This window comes from Desulforhopalus sp., from assembly GCA_030247675.1.
In the GTDB taxonomy this organism is placed as follows: Bacteria; Desulfobacterota; Desulfobulbia; order Desulfobulbales; family Desulfocapsaceae; genus Desulforhopalus_A.
The window spans coordinates 194,542-207,663 of record JAOTRX010000005.1 but is presented as its reverse complement, the minus strand read 5'-3'; the positions used below and the strand labels follow the sequence as shown (position 1 = coordinate 207,663).

The following is a 13,122-nucleotide window of genomic DNA, read 5'->3' as shown; positions in this document are numbered from 1 at the left end:
TTACGGTGAAATCGACAGGTGGACATGGGTTCGCTCTCCTTCAAATTTCTTTTTCAGGGATCGGAAAAGGCTCTATTACGGTTGTCTCTGGTGCAGGTTTGGCTGATTCTTTTGTAACCTTCCCAGAGTCTTTAGCCAAGGGCTGTTCAGGGCCGGTAAGTTTGATCGCTTTGGCCCGAGGCGGATGGTCTTGATAATGCCAGAAATCCTTGTCGTTAATATAATAGATATCTGATGCCCTAAAGAGATACTTGCCACTGGCGACCATTGATGTTGTAATAATAATTTCGTAATGGCCACTAATTGTCATGTTGGCATTTGCCACGTCCGATGCTGCCCCGATGGCGAGGGTGACCAAATTGGAAGGGGCATCGCGAAGCACAACAATTGCTGCTGAAAGAGCTGTTAGAACACCGGGTTGCAAAGAACGGGACCTGTCAGTGTTGTGGCGGACGATCTGTACTTTGTAGAGAATTTCTAATGTTTCTTCATCTTTTTGCTGTTTAGTAGGAATACCCAAGGCGACCAAGTCGGTAATCAAGAGATCCCGGAACGCCTCGCTGAAGGTGCTGATTTCAGTTGGATCGCAGGGAGTTGCTTCGTTGCCGCAGGTTTCCTTGACGGAAACATTTTTACTCATATTGTCTGTAGTGATCAGCTCATTATTTATGCGGTTTGCAAGATCCCCAGCCAAAACCTGCCAATGGTATGATGCCTGCATCTTCTGCTGCTGGCTGTAAGGGTAGGCAATGGGTTCAGGAATCCGGCTGGAACAGCCGCCAATAAGAAAAAGTGCAAAAAAGCATAAAAGATATGAGCGCATAACAAAACTCCTCAGAGGGTGAAGGTGACGCTGTCGGGACTTTATCGGACAGCGTTCGGAAAAGTAAAGGAAAATATGTGATTCTACATAGCTATATTGTGATTGTTGACAAATCATTGTTATATTGTAGCCAAGTATAAAATGTTTTTTCTTATTATCAGCCAAAGACCGGGGCTGATTTTTGTTTGTTCAGGTGAATTATAAAAAATGACAATTGATCTCCATGTTCATTCAACATTTTCTGATGGCAGCATGAGTCCAACTGAGTTGGTATATTATGCCAAGAGTAAGAGACTTTCGGCAATTGCAATTACCGACCATGACACGATAGATGGAATTGGTGAAGCCATATCTGCAGGCACTCAATCCGGTGTGGAAATAGTTCCTGGTGTAGAGCTGAGCGTAAAACATGAAGATGATTCTGTGCACTTGTTGGGATACTTCTTTAAACAATCGGATGAAGCTCTACTCCTTACCTTGAAACGCATTCAGAGTGATCGAGTAGAGCGGAATAGAACCATTCTCGCCAATATGGAAAAATTTGGTGTGGACATACAGCTCGAACAACTGGAAAAGGTATCCGGCCACGGCCAGAGTGGTAGACCGCATATAGCACAACTTCTAATACAAAGAGGCGTGGTGCGGAATATGGACGAGGCTTTTGATCGCTATCTTGGTAAAGGCGGATTGGCATACGCTCAGAGAGCCGTGTTGCAAGCGGATGAGGCCATTAAATTAATCTGTGATGCAGGTGGAATTGCCGTTCTGGCCCATCCTCAGCAAGTGGAGAAATCCGGGAAGGATGTAGACCGGCTTATAGGAAAACTTCGAGCTGTTGGTCTGGGAGGGATTGAAGTGTATTATCCTACGCATTCCCGTCAATTTAAGAAAAAACTGCTGACCACAGCCAAGAAACTTGATCTTCTTGTGACAGGGGGGAGCGATTATCATGGTTCTATTCGTCCCGGTACCACTCTGGCCGGAGGAAAAAACTGTTCAGTACCTCTGAACCTTTTAGCGGAAATGAAACACCGTTTAGAAAATTCACAATATCCCTCGCGACAGGGTTTATAAGCTTGAAGGAAAAAATCATGACCATGTATTCAATCCTCGTAGTTGATGACGAGCCTAACTATCTTGTTGTTTTGTCCGAACTCCTGAAGGATGAGGGCTTTGAGGTGTTTACCGCTTCCGATGGGGAAGAAGGGCTTAGGATAGTCGAAGCTGTTGATCTTGATATTGTCATCACCGACATGCAAATGCCCGGTATGAATGGTCTGCAACTCCTTTATCGGGTCAAAGAAAAGAAGCCAGATCTTCCAGTCGTCGTAATTACTGCCTTTGCCGAGGTAGACAAGGCGGTGCAGGCAATGCAGGCCGGTGCTTTTAATTACCTTGCCAAACCGTTTTCTAATGATGAATTGATCATCACCCTGAAAAAAGCCGCGCAGCATTATTCTCTTGTGCGTGAAAATAGCCGGTTACGAGATGAAATCAAAGTAAAGAGTAGCTTTAGTGGGATGGTGGGGAAGAACCCGAAGATGCTCCAGGTTTATCAACTAATCGAAAAGGTTGCCCCGACCCACGCCTCGGTGTTGATAACCGGGGAAAGTGGAACCGGAAAAGAGCTGGTGGCGAAAGCGATTCACGTCAATAGTCCCCGTGAATCGCGACCGTTTATTGCCGTAAATTGTGCGGCCCTCTCGGAAAATCTCCTGGAAAGTGAGCTTTTTGGCCATGAGAAAGGTGCATTTACCGGAGCTGTCGCTATGCGCAAAGGACGGTTTGAGCTTGCCGATACCGGTACCATTTTTTTGGATGAGGTCGGAGAAATACCACTCGCCCTCCAGTCAAAGCTCTTAAGAATTCTTCAGGAAAAGACCTTTGAACGGGTTGGTGGCGGGAAAACCATTGAGGTGGATGTGCGCATAATCAGCGCCACCAATAAGGACCTTCGCGAAGAAGTTGCTGCAGGGAGATTCAGAGAAGATCTGTTTTATCGACTTAATGTTATTCCTATTAATTTACCGGCGCTCCGGGATCGCATGGACGATATGCGTCTGTTGGCTGAATATTTTGTCGAAAAATACCGAAAGGAATTGGTAAAGCCTAAGCTGGCAATTTCCCCTGATGCCCTGAAATTACTAATGAAACTTCCCTGGGAGGGGAATATCCGGGAGCTTGAAAACACCATCGAGCGCGCTGCTATCCTCTGTAGTAACGACCTAATTGAGGCGGATGATGTGCATCCTGACATCCAATATGCTGAAGAACCCCAGCCTCTCGGACATGAGGTGGACCTTCGTCTGATGTTTCCTGAAGACGCTGGCTTAAACGATGTACTTTTTGTTATCGAGAAAAAAATGCTGACCCAGGCATTGAGTGATACCGATTATATCCAGGCCAGAGCCGCCGAAAAACTTGGTATCACTAAGAGTCTATTGCAGTATAAGATGAAGAAATATCAGATCAAAAAGAAACGGTAAGCCACTGCGGACGAGGTATCAGGGGGTGCCTTTATCGGTGTTTTTCTGATACCCCCAATTGAGCTTGTTACGTAAAATTGTGAAGTAATCCCGAGTAGATGACACAACAAGTTGCAGGAAGTGTTCAGCGGTTTGAATCTCTAAGACATGTTGGTTCTTCATCTCCCACAGTGGTTGGCCATCAACGATGATTTGGGCCTGTCCGCCTCTGCCGTCGGTTTCGAACCGGGTTTTTATCAGCTTGTCGGCCGGGAGGATAATTGGCCTGCTGCTCAGCATGAAGGGGCAAATGGGGGTGACGGTTATTGTCGCAAGACCGGGATAGACTAAGGGTCCTCCCGCTGATAAGTTGTAGGCCGTCGAACCCGTTGGGGAGGAAAAAATCAGTCCATCCGCTCTATATGTGGTGATATATTCACCGTTGGCGGTTGTCGAGAGGTTCAGTAGTCGATCCAGCACGTTTTTGGTGATAACTACGTCGTTGAGTGCATATCGGTAGGCTGTCTGCTGCTCCTTTGAGATTAAACGGGCGCGGAGCATCAAGCGGTTTTCAATGGTCACGTCGCTTGAGAGTATTCTTTCTAATGCGTTAAATGTCTCATGTTCAGTGAGTTCAGTGAGAAATCCCAGGTTACCCATATTGATGCCCAGCACAGGAATGGAGTAACGGGCGGCAGTGGCGGCGATATGCAGAAGCGTTCCATCTCCTCCTAGAACAATGATGATATCGAGTTCTGAATCGATGTCATTAAGAGTGGTCTCGATTCCTCTTGCCTGCAACCAGAGGGAAAGGGTTGCGGCATATTCGTCGGGGCGGTTGTCATCAATTTTGGTGATGATCCCGGCCTTATGAATCGAAAGTCTCTTCGTCGTGCGAAAAGGCGTGATAGAGTATGTCATTCGAGTTTTCCAAGTTCTTTCGAGCGAATGACGGCAGATTCAACAATATCCATAATGATACCATGGAAGCCTACCTTTTCCAGAACATGGATGGCGGTAATTGCGGTTCCACCAGGTGATGTGACCTTGCCCCGCAAAGCGGCAGGGTGTTCGCCGCTTTCTCTGAGAAGCTTTATTGAGCCGGAAACGGTTTGCAGCGCCAGTTTTTCGGCAATGCCGCGGGTCAACCCGGATTTTACACCGGCATCGACGAGGGCCTCAACAAACGAGAAAACGTATGCCGGCCCGGAGCCACTGAGGCCGGTGACGGCGTCGAGATGCACTTCATCAAGGATGACAACCTCACCAACTGCCAGGAAGATCTCCTCGGCTACGCGAAGTTCTTTATCGCTGACATTCTCGTTTCTACTGATGGCGGAGGCACCCTCCAGGACGAGTGCCGGTGTATTGGGCATGACTCGGATGATTTTGGTGTCTTTTTTACCGATTGTTTTGATATAGGAGGAAATTGGCAGTCCTGCCGCTATACTGATTAGAATATGATGTGGTTGGATGCATTCCCTGCTATTTTCCAGTACAGCCTTCATGGTTTGAGGCTTGACCGCCAAAATGACCACCTTGCTTTTCTCGAACATGGTATGATTATTTTGGTAGGTTTTAATGCCGTAGGTCTCTTCCAGATACTCACGGCGGAAGTCGTTGGGCTCAGAAACAAGAATGTTACCCTTGTGATATAGGCCAGAGGCGATAATTCCTCTGATGAGTGCTTCTGCCATTTGTCCGCCGCCGATAAAACCGATTTGTTGTTTCATTTTAAAGCCAAAATGTGAGAGGGATAGGGATGGTTCCGGTGGAATTTATCCATGCAATCATAATCGGTTTCAAGTAAATATCAATTTCGATTCTTGGAAACCGCACTATTGGACTGTGACGAAGTAGACAAGAGTCTTTCAAATTCCCTGTGAGGAGAATGATGATTAATAAAGATTTGCTGGAGATACTTGCATGCCCTCAGTGTAAAGGTGCCTTGCAGTTGCAAGGTAAAGACGGTTTGCTATGCGAAAAATGTTCCCTTTTATATGAGATCCGTGATGATATCCCAATTATGCTCGTTGACCAGGCAAAGAAGTTAGAGAAACCTGGCAAACCACTTTGAGCAACTCGTTTGTCGAGGCCAAGTCGAAAGCTTTACTCATTTGATACTGCAAGGACTTAAATTTTATTCGAGCAGGCAAGCTGTTCAGCTCTTCTTTATTAGTTCTTGACAGGTATTCAGAGCTGTACGAGAATATTCAGATGTAGTTACCCTCTGTTCTGGCAACGGCTACACGACGTTTAACTTGTACAGATATGCGCACCATCCCAACCGAATATTGCTGTGATATGGAGGAGAGAACAATGAACGTTTCCGTAAGTTCTGCTGAGTTGTTTCGTCGTTTTGTCGTTCCTGGCGACCATAGTCGGAGTGATTATTTCGGCCTTATCAAGGAGATTGTAGCGCGCAAGCAGAGGGATGGTTTGGTATGGCAAGAACCTTTAGAGAATGCCTACCAGCTGCTTTTTCAAGAAATCATAGAAAACCGTGGTAAACCGGTTGAAGCTATCTCCTTTGGTACTTCAGGCTGGAGGGGTACCCTCGGAAAAGATATTTTTGCCTGTTCAACTGCTTTGGTGACTACCGCTATTGTTCAAATGTATGAGAAACTGGAGATTGATCCTGCGCTCAAAATCCTTCTCGGGGTAGAAACATTGGATGAGGCCAGGCAACGAGGCTGTGTGCTCGGCTTTGATAATAGATTTGGTGGAGCTGCCCTTGCTGCAAGTGTAGCTTATGTCCTCGCTGAAAATGGCTTTCGAGTGCATTACGCCGGCGAGTCGACCACAGGTGTGCTTTCAGCTGCAGTTCTCAAACTTCGGGCTGCATTTTCTATTAACCTCACTCCTTCCCACAACCCTCTTGATTATGGCGGCTATAAATTCAACGCCGCAGATGCAGGACCTGCCTCATCTGAGGTTACCGAGAGGATAACCGCCAATGCTCGATATCTTGTGGCAAAAAAGTTCACTGTCAATAGACTTCCCGCGACGATAGAGGAAGTAATGGCTAAATTTTCTTTGGTGCAGGCCTTTAATTCTCTCGAAACCTGGAAAAATCTAGTGGAAGAGGGGCGATCGAAGCATGGATTGGACCTTGGTATGGCTGTCCGAGATTTAAACAATCGTAACGATATCATTGTAGTTGTTGACTGTGTCCATGGAGCAAGTCGTTTGCATATACGAGAGTTGTTTGGCAACATCAACAAGCCAACTGTAGTTGTGTTGCGTGATACCGTTGATGTGACCTTTGGTGGTGTCGCACCTGAGCCTTCATCTGCTAATATGCGTAATGTTGTTGATATTTTAAGGAATAGTACCGAGAAGTTCAAGCTCGGTGCGATAATTGATCCTGATGGTGACCGAATCCGTTTTACCGACGGCACGACCGAGATAACCATGAACCAGTTCGGGGCCATGGCGTATCATTTTCTTCATGAGTACAAAGGAAAGAAAGGTATGGTCGCAAAAACCGTTGCCACCTCCAATCTTGCCAACGGTATCGCAGCGAGTTTCGGGGAGGAATTATACGAGCCGCGAGTCGGTTTTAAAAATTTTAAGCCGGTAATCGGTCGGGCTCTCGTCTATTTTGAGGAGTCGGACGGCATTTCGATTATTGGCCACACTCCCGAAAAAGATGCCTATATTGGCCTCTTACTGGCGCTTGAGACGATACTTGCAACAAACATGAATCTTGGCGAGTATCTTAAGGCAATAGAGGATAAATATGGCGCGTATTACCCTGAGCGAGATGGTGTTGGGGTAAGCGTTAAAGGCGAGGAATTGCTGGGGCTTTTGTCGGTGCTTGAAAAATATCAAAAAGGAGACTCGGTTAAAGTCGGTGATACGGAACGGAAAATTAAGGAGGTCATCAGCATCGATGGAACGAAAATGGTTTTCGAAGATGGATCCTGGTTGATGATCCGGCCGTCGGGGACTGAGCCCAAGGTGCGATTTTATGTTGAGTCACGAACACCTTCGGGAACCGACGATTTAGTTGCAGCTGCAAAAAATATGTTAATCGAGATAGGCATTTTATAAACAATCTATTGGCTTTTCTCGCCTTCTTGTGAGAGGGATAGCATACTCTTATACCGCTCTTGGCGGTTGCAATTTGCCATTATAGTATTATTGTCAGCATGTATTGAAAGCACTTATAATCATTCATTTTAGGAGTAGGTCATGTGGGAATATACCGATAAAGTTCAGCAACATTTTTTAACCCCTCAAAATGTTGGAGAGATAGAAAAGCCAAGTGGGACGGGCGATGTCGGTTCGTTGGCCTGTGGCGATGCCTTGAAACTGACTCTCAAAATCGACGAAAACGATATCATTACTGACGCAAAGTTTAAAACCTTTGGTTGTGCGAGCGCTATCGCTTCATCCTCGGTTCTTACTGAAATGGTGAAAGGGATGCCGGTTGATGAGGCAGCGAAGATTACCAATGAGGATATTGCCCAGGCACTCGGCGGACTGCCAAAAGAGAAAATGCATTGTTCGGTGATGGGGAGAGAGGCGCTTGAAGCGGCAATTGCCGATTATCGTGGCCTAAAATTGCCTATGGCCGAAGGCGAGGTTGTCTGTGAATGTTTTGGGGTAACTGATCTGGAAATTATTAGAGCAATTAAAGAATCAAGCCTGCGATCGGTTGAAGAGATCACCAATTTTACCAAGGCCGGAGGCGGTTGTGGCAAGTGTGAGGATAAGCTTCGCCAAATTTTGCTGGACACAGTCAGCGGTAAAGCAGAAATCACCATTCCCCAGATGGCACCCAAACGGATGACATCCCTTCAGAAGATCAAAAAGATCGAGGAAGTACTCGAACGAGAGATCAGACCAGGTTTGAAGAAAGACGGGGGTGACATCGAACTCATTGATGTTGATGGTGATTTTGTCATTGTTTCTCTGCGTGGAGCTTGTAAAAGCTGCAATAAGTCACAAACTACCATCAAGGAATATGTTGAGAAGAAACTTCGGGAATTGGTTTTACCCAGCCTGATCGTTGAGGAGAACAACTAATGACTGCTACTAACCCCAATGTCATTTATATGGACAACAATGCCACCACGATGGTAGCCCCGGAAGTGGTTGAGGCAATGATGCCATTTTTAAAGGAACTCTATGGCAACCCGTCGAGTATGCATACTTTTGGTGGGCAGGTTGGGCAGGCAATCAAGGATGCCAGGGGTAAAGTCGCTGGTTTGCTTGGTGCGGAACCTGGCGAGATCACCTTTACCAGCTGTGGAACAGAGAGCGACTCAACGGCCATCCTTTCTGCACTTAGAACCTTCCCGGAAAAAAGACACATCGTTACCACAAGGGTAGAGCATCCGGCGGTGAAAAATCTTTGCGAAAATCTTGAGACGGTTACTGGTCACAAATACCGGGTGACACGCCTTAAGGTCAATGCCGAGGGTATGCTCGATTTGGCCGAATACCAGGCAGCGCTCACCGAGGATACCGCAATAGTAAGTGTGATGTGGGCTAACAACGAAACAGGGGTCATTTTCCCAATCGCTGAAATGGCAAGAATGGCCAAGCAAAGAGGGATTCTCTTTCACACTGACGCGGTTCAGGCTGTTGGCAAGGTTAACATCGATCTGAAAAATCTCGATGTTGATTTCCTCTCGCTATCTGGACACAAACTCCATGCGCCAAAGGGTGTAGGTGTTTTGTATGTTAAGCGAGGCACGCTCTTTGTGCCTTTTATGGCTGGTGGGCATCAGGAACATGGCCGGCGCGGTGGGACCGAAAATGTTGCCTCTATCGTTGGCCTTGGCCGTGCTTGTGAACTTGCCAAAGAAAAGATGGTTGAAGAGAACAGCCGAGTTAAACAGCTGCGCGATAGGCTGGAGGAAAAGCTGCTGGCGGCTATCCCGAAATCCATGCTTAATGGCCATAAAACCGAGCGGTTACCAAATACTGCCAATATCAGTTTTGAATATGTCGAGGGTGAGGCAATTCTGTTGCATATGAACCAGCATGGCATTTGTGCATCCTCCGGTTCGGCCTGTACTTCCGGATCACTTGAACCTTCCCACGTCCTACGGGCGATGGGGGTTCCTTTTACCGCAGCACATGGCTCCATCCGCTTTTCCCTCAGCGTATACAACACCGAAGAAGAGGTCGATGTGGTGACCACGAAAATGCCGGCGATAATCGAATCACTGCGCAAACTTTCACCATTCTGGAAAGGCTGATCGCATGAAAATAATTGAACCTTCCTTTCAAATTCTCGACAATTTGGATAGCTGCTCAGTTGCGGTACGACTGGAGGCTTGTGGTCGTGTTTGTTATAAAAGTGAAGATAAAATTAGTGACGATTCGGCGGTTCCCTTTGTCACACGGATAGCGGCACACGGCCATAATTCCGTCTTGGAAATGGCCGTTGTCTCATTTCGTGTGCGGTGTTCCCCTGATAAAACCCAGGGGTTACTTTCTTGCCAGCCTAAGTACCTGATTATCGACAAACTCGACGATGGTCTTGTGGTAACCGGGTCTATTCGCGCCTTTCGCGAATTATATCTTTCTCATCCTGATAATTCTTTGGTCAATGACCTGATCCTTACCCTTTTTGCGACTTTACCGTATTTGTTTGAAACTATCTTCGATTTGGACAAGTCGCAAAAAAGAGATGCGAGCACTGAAATTACCAAATTAAGCCTTGCCGATGTTGACCAGCTGCCAATCGAATTGCGTACACGCCACCGGTTTGTCGCGGTGAGGTTCATCATAAACAGGGCCGTAACTCATGAATTGGTTCGCCACCGTCCTTGCTCTTTTCTTCAAGAAAGTCAAAGATATTGCCGGTATAGTGAGGACAAGTTTGATAATCAGGTTACCTTTATAAAACCTATGTTTTTCCAGGAAGGAAGCAACGAATATCGGCTATGGCAAGCAGCTATGGAACAAACTGAAGCAACCTACTTCAAACTCCTCGAAACATCCACACCTCAAGCGGCAAGAACAGTGCTGCCAAATTCCTGTAAGACGGAGATTATTGTTTTTTGCAACCTTATTGAGTGGCAGCATATTTTTGCCTTGAGGACATCCCCAGCTGCTGAGCCGTCGATGCGAGAAATTATGATTCCGTTGCAGAAAGAGATGCGAAGGCGTTATTCGCTTCTGTGACGCCTGAGTGGTTTTTTTAGGATCAACAGGAGCCTAACGATTTAACCTGTTACATGCTCGCGATATTTAATCAAATGAGCTGCTTATTTTATTCTTGCCGTAAGGAAAATCTTTCAAGAACACAATTTGTGTGGTTTATTTTAATGTAGCAGAAGGAAATTCGTTACTATTCTTAGTAGGAAATCACTTTTGTGAAGCTACATATCCCCGGTTTTTGGGGTTAGGAAGAGATGTTCGTCTTCTCGGTGAGCGCTGTGCGAAGCGTATTTGATGTGTCTGTATTCTATAATGGTTGATGCTTATGGCTTTAAAAACTGACGACTCTCAACGTAAATCTTCGATGAAGAAGACTGTTAAGGATCAGTCCGGAGCAGGTAAAATTAAGATCGGCGAACTGTTGAGTAAGGCCGGTTATATCACTCCAAGCCAATTAGAGACGGCAAAAAAAATACTGCAGAAAAGCGGCGGAAGACTCAGCACGATTTTGCGGCAACTCGAGTACATTGACGGGAATACGGTCCTCAACCTTTTGAGCCGTCAGCACAACTATCCGGCAGTCGTCATAAAAAATGAACCTCCTTCCAAAGAAGCTATAAAATTATTGCCCTATAGTGATGCCAAAGCGTATCTGGCCTTCCCTCTGCGGATGGCTGGAAACACGTTGCAGATCACCATGGCAGAGCCTTCCGATGCAACTGCAGTTGAGGAACTTCAAAATCTTGTCAATAAGGAGCTGTCGGTCTGCGTTTCCACTGAGGCGGACATTGTAGAGGCATATCAGAAGTACTATGGCATTGACGATGAAGAGGCTAAAACATTTCTCGGAGCGGTGGAAGAAACCTCCGGAGAGATGGACGTCACTCAGGTGGACGACTTCGGATCGATTGTTGCTGAGGCTGCCGACGATTTTGAGATAGAAGGCGATTCGGCAGATGACATTGGTGATCAATTCGCGGCTTCTGATGCTCCTATCATTAAATTGGTGAACGGTATCCTGATAAAAGCGGTTCAGGAAGGAATCTCCGACATCCATGTCGAACCGTACGAAAAGACCATGCAGGTCAGGTACCGGAAAGATGGGTCTCTCTTTAAATCAATGAATCTCCCCCTGACTATCAAGAATGCACTGGTGGCCAGGCTGAAAATTCTTTCCGGCCTTGATATCACCGAACGCAGAGTGCCGCAGGATGGGCGTATAAAGATGCGCATGGGGAAAAATCGCTCAGTCGATTTCCGGGTTTCCTCCCTTCCGACCCTTTTTGGTGAATCGGTGGTCCTTCGTATTCTCGATAAAGCCTCGCTGAATGTTGATCTGACGAGGCTTGGTTTTGAAGAAAAAACCTTCGAGATGCTTAAAAGATGTCTCAGCCGCCCACAAGGATTGTTACTCGTCACCGGTCCAACCGGTTCTGGTAAAACGGTTACGCTGTATTCTGCCCTCAACTCGATGAATAGTGAGGATATTAAAATCCTCACCGCGGAAGATCCCGTGGAATTCAACTTCAAAGGAATCAATCAGGTCAATGTCCATAAAGAAATAGGTATGACCTTTGCGGCCGCTCTGAAGGCATTTCTTCGTCAAGATCCAGATATTATCATGGTCGGTGAGATCCGGGATATTGATACCGCAGAGATCGCAATTAAGGCGGCCATGACCGGCCATCTAGTTTTCTCGACATTGCATACCAACGATAGCGCAGCAACCATTGGACGTCTTGTCGATATTGGTATTCCGCCATACATGCTGGCTTCCTCGGTAACGATGGTTCTATCGCAGAGATTGGGAAGAAGGCTTTGCAGCAATTGCAAAAAAGTCGTTGAATATCCACCGGAGGAGCTCCTGAAGGTGGGTTTTAGAGAAGATGAATTGAAGGACCTTACTATTTATGGGGCTAACGGATGCCCGGAATGCAATGGTTTGGGATACAGGGGGCGGGTTGGTTTCTTCGAGCTCATGGAGGTAACCGATGAGGTTGGAAAGGCAATCAGCGCCGAGGTGCCGGAAGATCAGCTGCGGAAAATCGCCATTCAGGAGGGTATGACACCTCTGCGTGAAGCCGCCCTGCAAAAGGTTCGTGAAGGTACCACCAGTATTGAGGAGGCTCTGCGCCGTACGGTCGCCCACAAGGACAGTCTGCCGGCTTACCTGGTAAACCCTGATCAGGAAAATTATGACGACGGCGATGTGATCATTAGAGAAGGCAACAAGGATATCGATTTTTTCAAGCTTATACGTGGGGCTCTGACGGTAATTAAAGGCGGTAAAAAAATTGCCGAACTCACCGAGCCTGGCGAATATTTCGGAGAAATGGCTTCCATTACCGGGGAGCAGCGAACAGCTTCGATTATCTCCCAAGGGCGGTCTACCGTCAAACGCTATCCCGGCGACAAACTCGAAGAGATCATTGAAAAGTACCCGGATGTTTCCAGACATCTTTTTACAACTATGACCAAGCGTCTGCAGAAATCCAACCAGATAATCGTTAAATTGGCAGGCGGAGGAGTCCGCCGCCCGCCACCGCCTCCTCCTGGTGGCGGACACCCTTCCAGCGCCCCTGCGCATGACCGTCAGTAACAATCGAATCGACGTGCAATTCTCACCTGGGTCTTTATGAAAAAAGCCAGAGGCAAAGGCATTTGCGTCGTGGCCATATTGGATGGGCGGCCCGGACACGAAAAGCAGACCAA

The 13,122-nt window shown here is 46.9% G+C and carries 11 protein-coding genes; 8 read left to right on the top strand and 3 right to left on the bottom strand.

Annotation, left to right across the window (positions count from 1 at the left end; translation table 11 throughout):
* Positions 1-40: 40 nt before the first annotated feature.
* Positions 41-823 (bottom strand): hypothetical protein, encoded by a 783-nt coding sequence (locus OEL83_12420; GenBank protein MDK9707845.1) that lies wholly within the window; start codon positions 821-823, stop codon positions 41-43.
* A 207-nt stretch (positions 824-1,030) separates the two neighbouring features.
* On the opposite strand from OEL83_12420, the gene OEL83_12415 reads away from it, so the two are divergent.
* Both OEL83_12415 and OEL83_12410 read left to right on the top strand, forming a co-directional pair.
* Entirely contained in the window at positions 1,031-1,897 is an 867-nt protein-coding gene (locus OEL83_12415) for a PHP domain-containing protein (protein ID MDK9707844.1), read from the top strand.
* A 23-nt stretch (positions 1,898-1,920) separates the two neighbouring features.
* Positions 1,921-3,309 (top strand): sigma-54 dependent transcriptional regulator, encoded by a 1,389-nt coding sequence (locus tag OEL83_12410; protein ID MDK9707843.1) that lies wholly within the window; start codon positions 1,921-1,923, stop codon positions 3,307-3,309.
* 18 nt (positions 3,310-3,327) lie between these two features.
* On the opposite strand, the gene OEL83_12405 is transcribed toward OEL83_12410, so the two are convergent.
* On the bottom strand, positions 3,328-4,209 hold the full coding sequence (locus tag OEL83_12405) for an NAD(+)/NADH kinase (GenBank protein ID MDK9707842.1): 882 nt from the start codon (positions 4,207-4,209) through the stop codon (positions 3,328-3,330).
* Positions 4,206-5,021 carry a pyrroline-5-carboxylate reductase gene (gene proC / locus OEL83_12400; protein MDK9707841.1) on the bottom strand — a complete coding sequence of 272 codons (816 nt, stop codon included), beginning with the start codon at positions 5,019-5,021 and terminating at the stop codon, positions 4,206-4,208. Before proC ends, OEL83_12405 begins: the two co-directional genes overlap by 4 nt.
* 158 nt (positions 5,022-5,179) lie before the next feature.
* On the opposite strand from proC, the gene OEL83_12395 reads away from it, so the two are divergent.
* The 6 genes from OEL83_12395 to pilB all read left to right on the top strand — a co-directional run bounded on the left by OEL83_12395 (position 5,180) and on the right by pilB (position 13,009).
* Positions 5,180-5,365: a Trm112 family protein gene (locus OEL83_12395; protein ID MDK9707840.1), complete on the top strand. Its 186-nt coding sequence runs from the start codon at positions 5,180-5,182 to the stop codon at positions 5,363-5,365.
* Positions 5,366-5,607: 242 nt separating this feature from the next.
* Positions 5,608-7,344, top strand: coding sequence for a phosphoglucomutase (locus OEL83_12390; protein ID MDK9707839.1), 1,737 nt, complete (start codon positions 5,608-5,610; stop codon positions 7,342-7,344).
* 141 nt (positions 7,345-7,485) lie between these two features.
* On the top strand, positions 7,486-8,322 hold the full coding sequence (gene nifU / locus OEL83_12385) for a Fe-S cluster assembly protein NifU (protein MDK9707838.1): 837 nt from the start codon (positions 7,486-7,488) through the stop codon (positions 8,320-8,322).
* A complete protein-coding gene (gene nifS, locus OEL83_12380; GenBank protein MDK9707837.1) occupies positions 8,322-9,503 on the top strand; it encodes a cysteine desulfurase NifS in 1,182 nt (393 codons plus the stop codon). The genes nifU and nifS overlap by 1 nt, the downstream gene beginning before the upstream one ends.
* A gap of 4 nt (positions 9,504-9,507) precedes the next feature.
* Entirely contained in the window at positions 9,508-10,434 is a 927-nt protein-coding gene (locus tag OEL83_12375; protein ID MDK9707836.1) for an FAD-dependent thymidylate synthase, read from the top strand.
* 340 nt (positions 10,435-10,774) lie between these two features.
* Positions 10,775-13,009 carry a type IV-A pilus assembly ATPase PilB gene (gene pilB / locus OEL83_12370; GenBank protein MDK9707835.1) on the top strand — a complete coding sequence of 745 codons (2,235 nt, stop codon included), beginning with the start codon at positions 10,775-10,777 and terminating at the stop codon, positions 13,007-13,009.
* Positions 13,010-13,122 lie beyond the last annotated feature (113 nt).

Bases quoted from the DNA above. Each gene is read 5' to 3' on its own strand.
- nifS (MDK9707837.1), top strand. From the start codon at position 8,322: ATGACTGCTACTAACCCCAATGTCATTTATATGGACAACAATGCCACC.
- pilB (MDK9707835.1), top strand. From the start codon at position 10,775: ATGAAGAAGACTGTTAAGGATCAGTCCGGAGCAGGTAAAATTAAGATC.
- OEL83_12405 (MDK9707842.1), bottom strand. From the start codon at position 4,209: ATGACATACTCTATCACGCCTTTTCGCACGACGAAGAGACTTTCGATT.
- OEL83_12415 (MDK9707844.1), top strand. From the start codon at position 1,031: ATGACAATTGATCTCCATGTTCATTCAACATTTTCTGATGGCAGCATG.
- OEL83_12395 (MDK9707840.1), top strand. From the start codon at position 5,180: ATGATGATTAATAAAGATTTGCTGGAGATACTTGCATGCCCTCAGTGT.
- proC (MDK9707841.1), bottom strand. From the start codon at position 5,021: ATGAAACAACAAATCGGTTTTATCGGCGGCGGACAAATGGCAGAAGCA.
- OEL83_12420 (MDK9707845.1), bottom strand. From the start codon at position 823: ATGCGCTCATATCTTTTATGCTTTTTTGCACTTTTTCTTATTGGCGGC.
- OEL83_12390 (MDK9707839.1), top strand. From the start codon at position 5,608: ATGAACGTTTCCGTAAGTTCTGCTGAGTTGTTTCGTCGTTTTGTCGTT.
- OEL83_12375 (MDK9707836.1), top strand. From the start codon at position 9,508: ATGAAAATAATTGAACCTTCCTTTCAAATTCTCGACAATTTGGATAGC.
- OEL83_12410 (MDK9707843.1), top strand. From the start codon at position 1,921: ATGTATTCAATCCTCGTAGTTGATGACGAGCCTAACTATCTTGTTGTT.
- nifU (MDK9707838.1), top strand. From the start codon at position 7,486: ATGTGGGAATATACCGATAAAGTTCAGCAACATTTTTTAACCCCTCAA.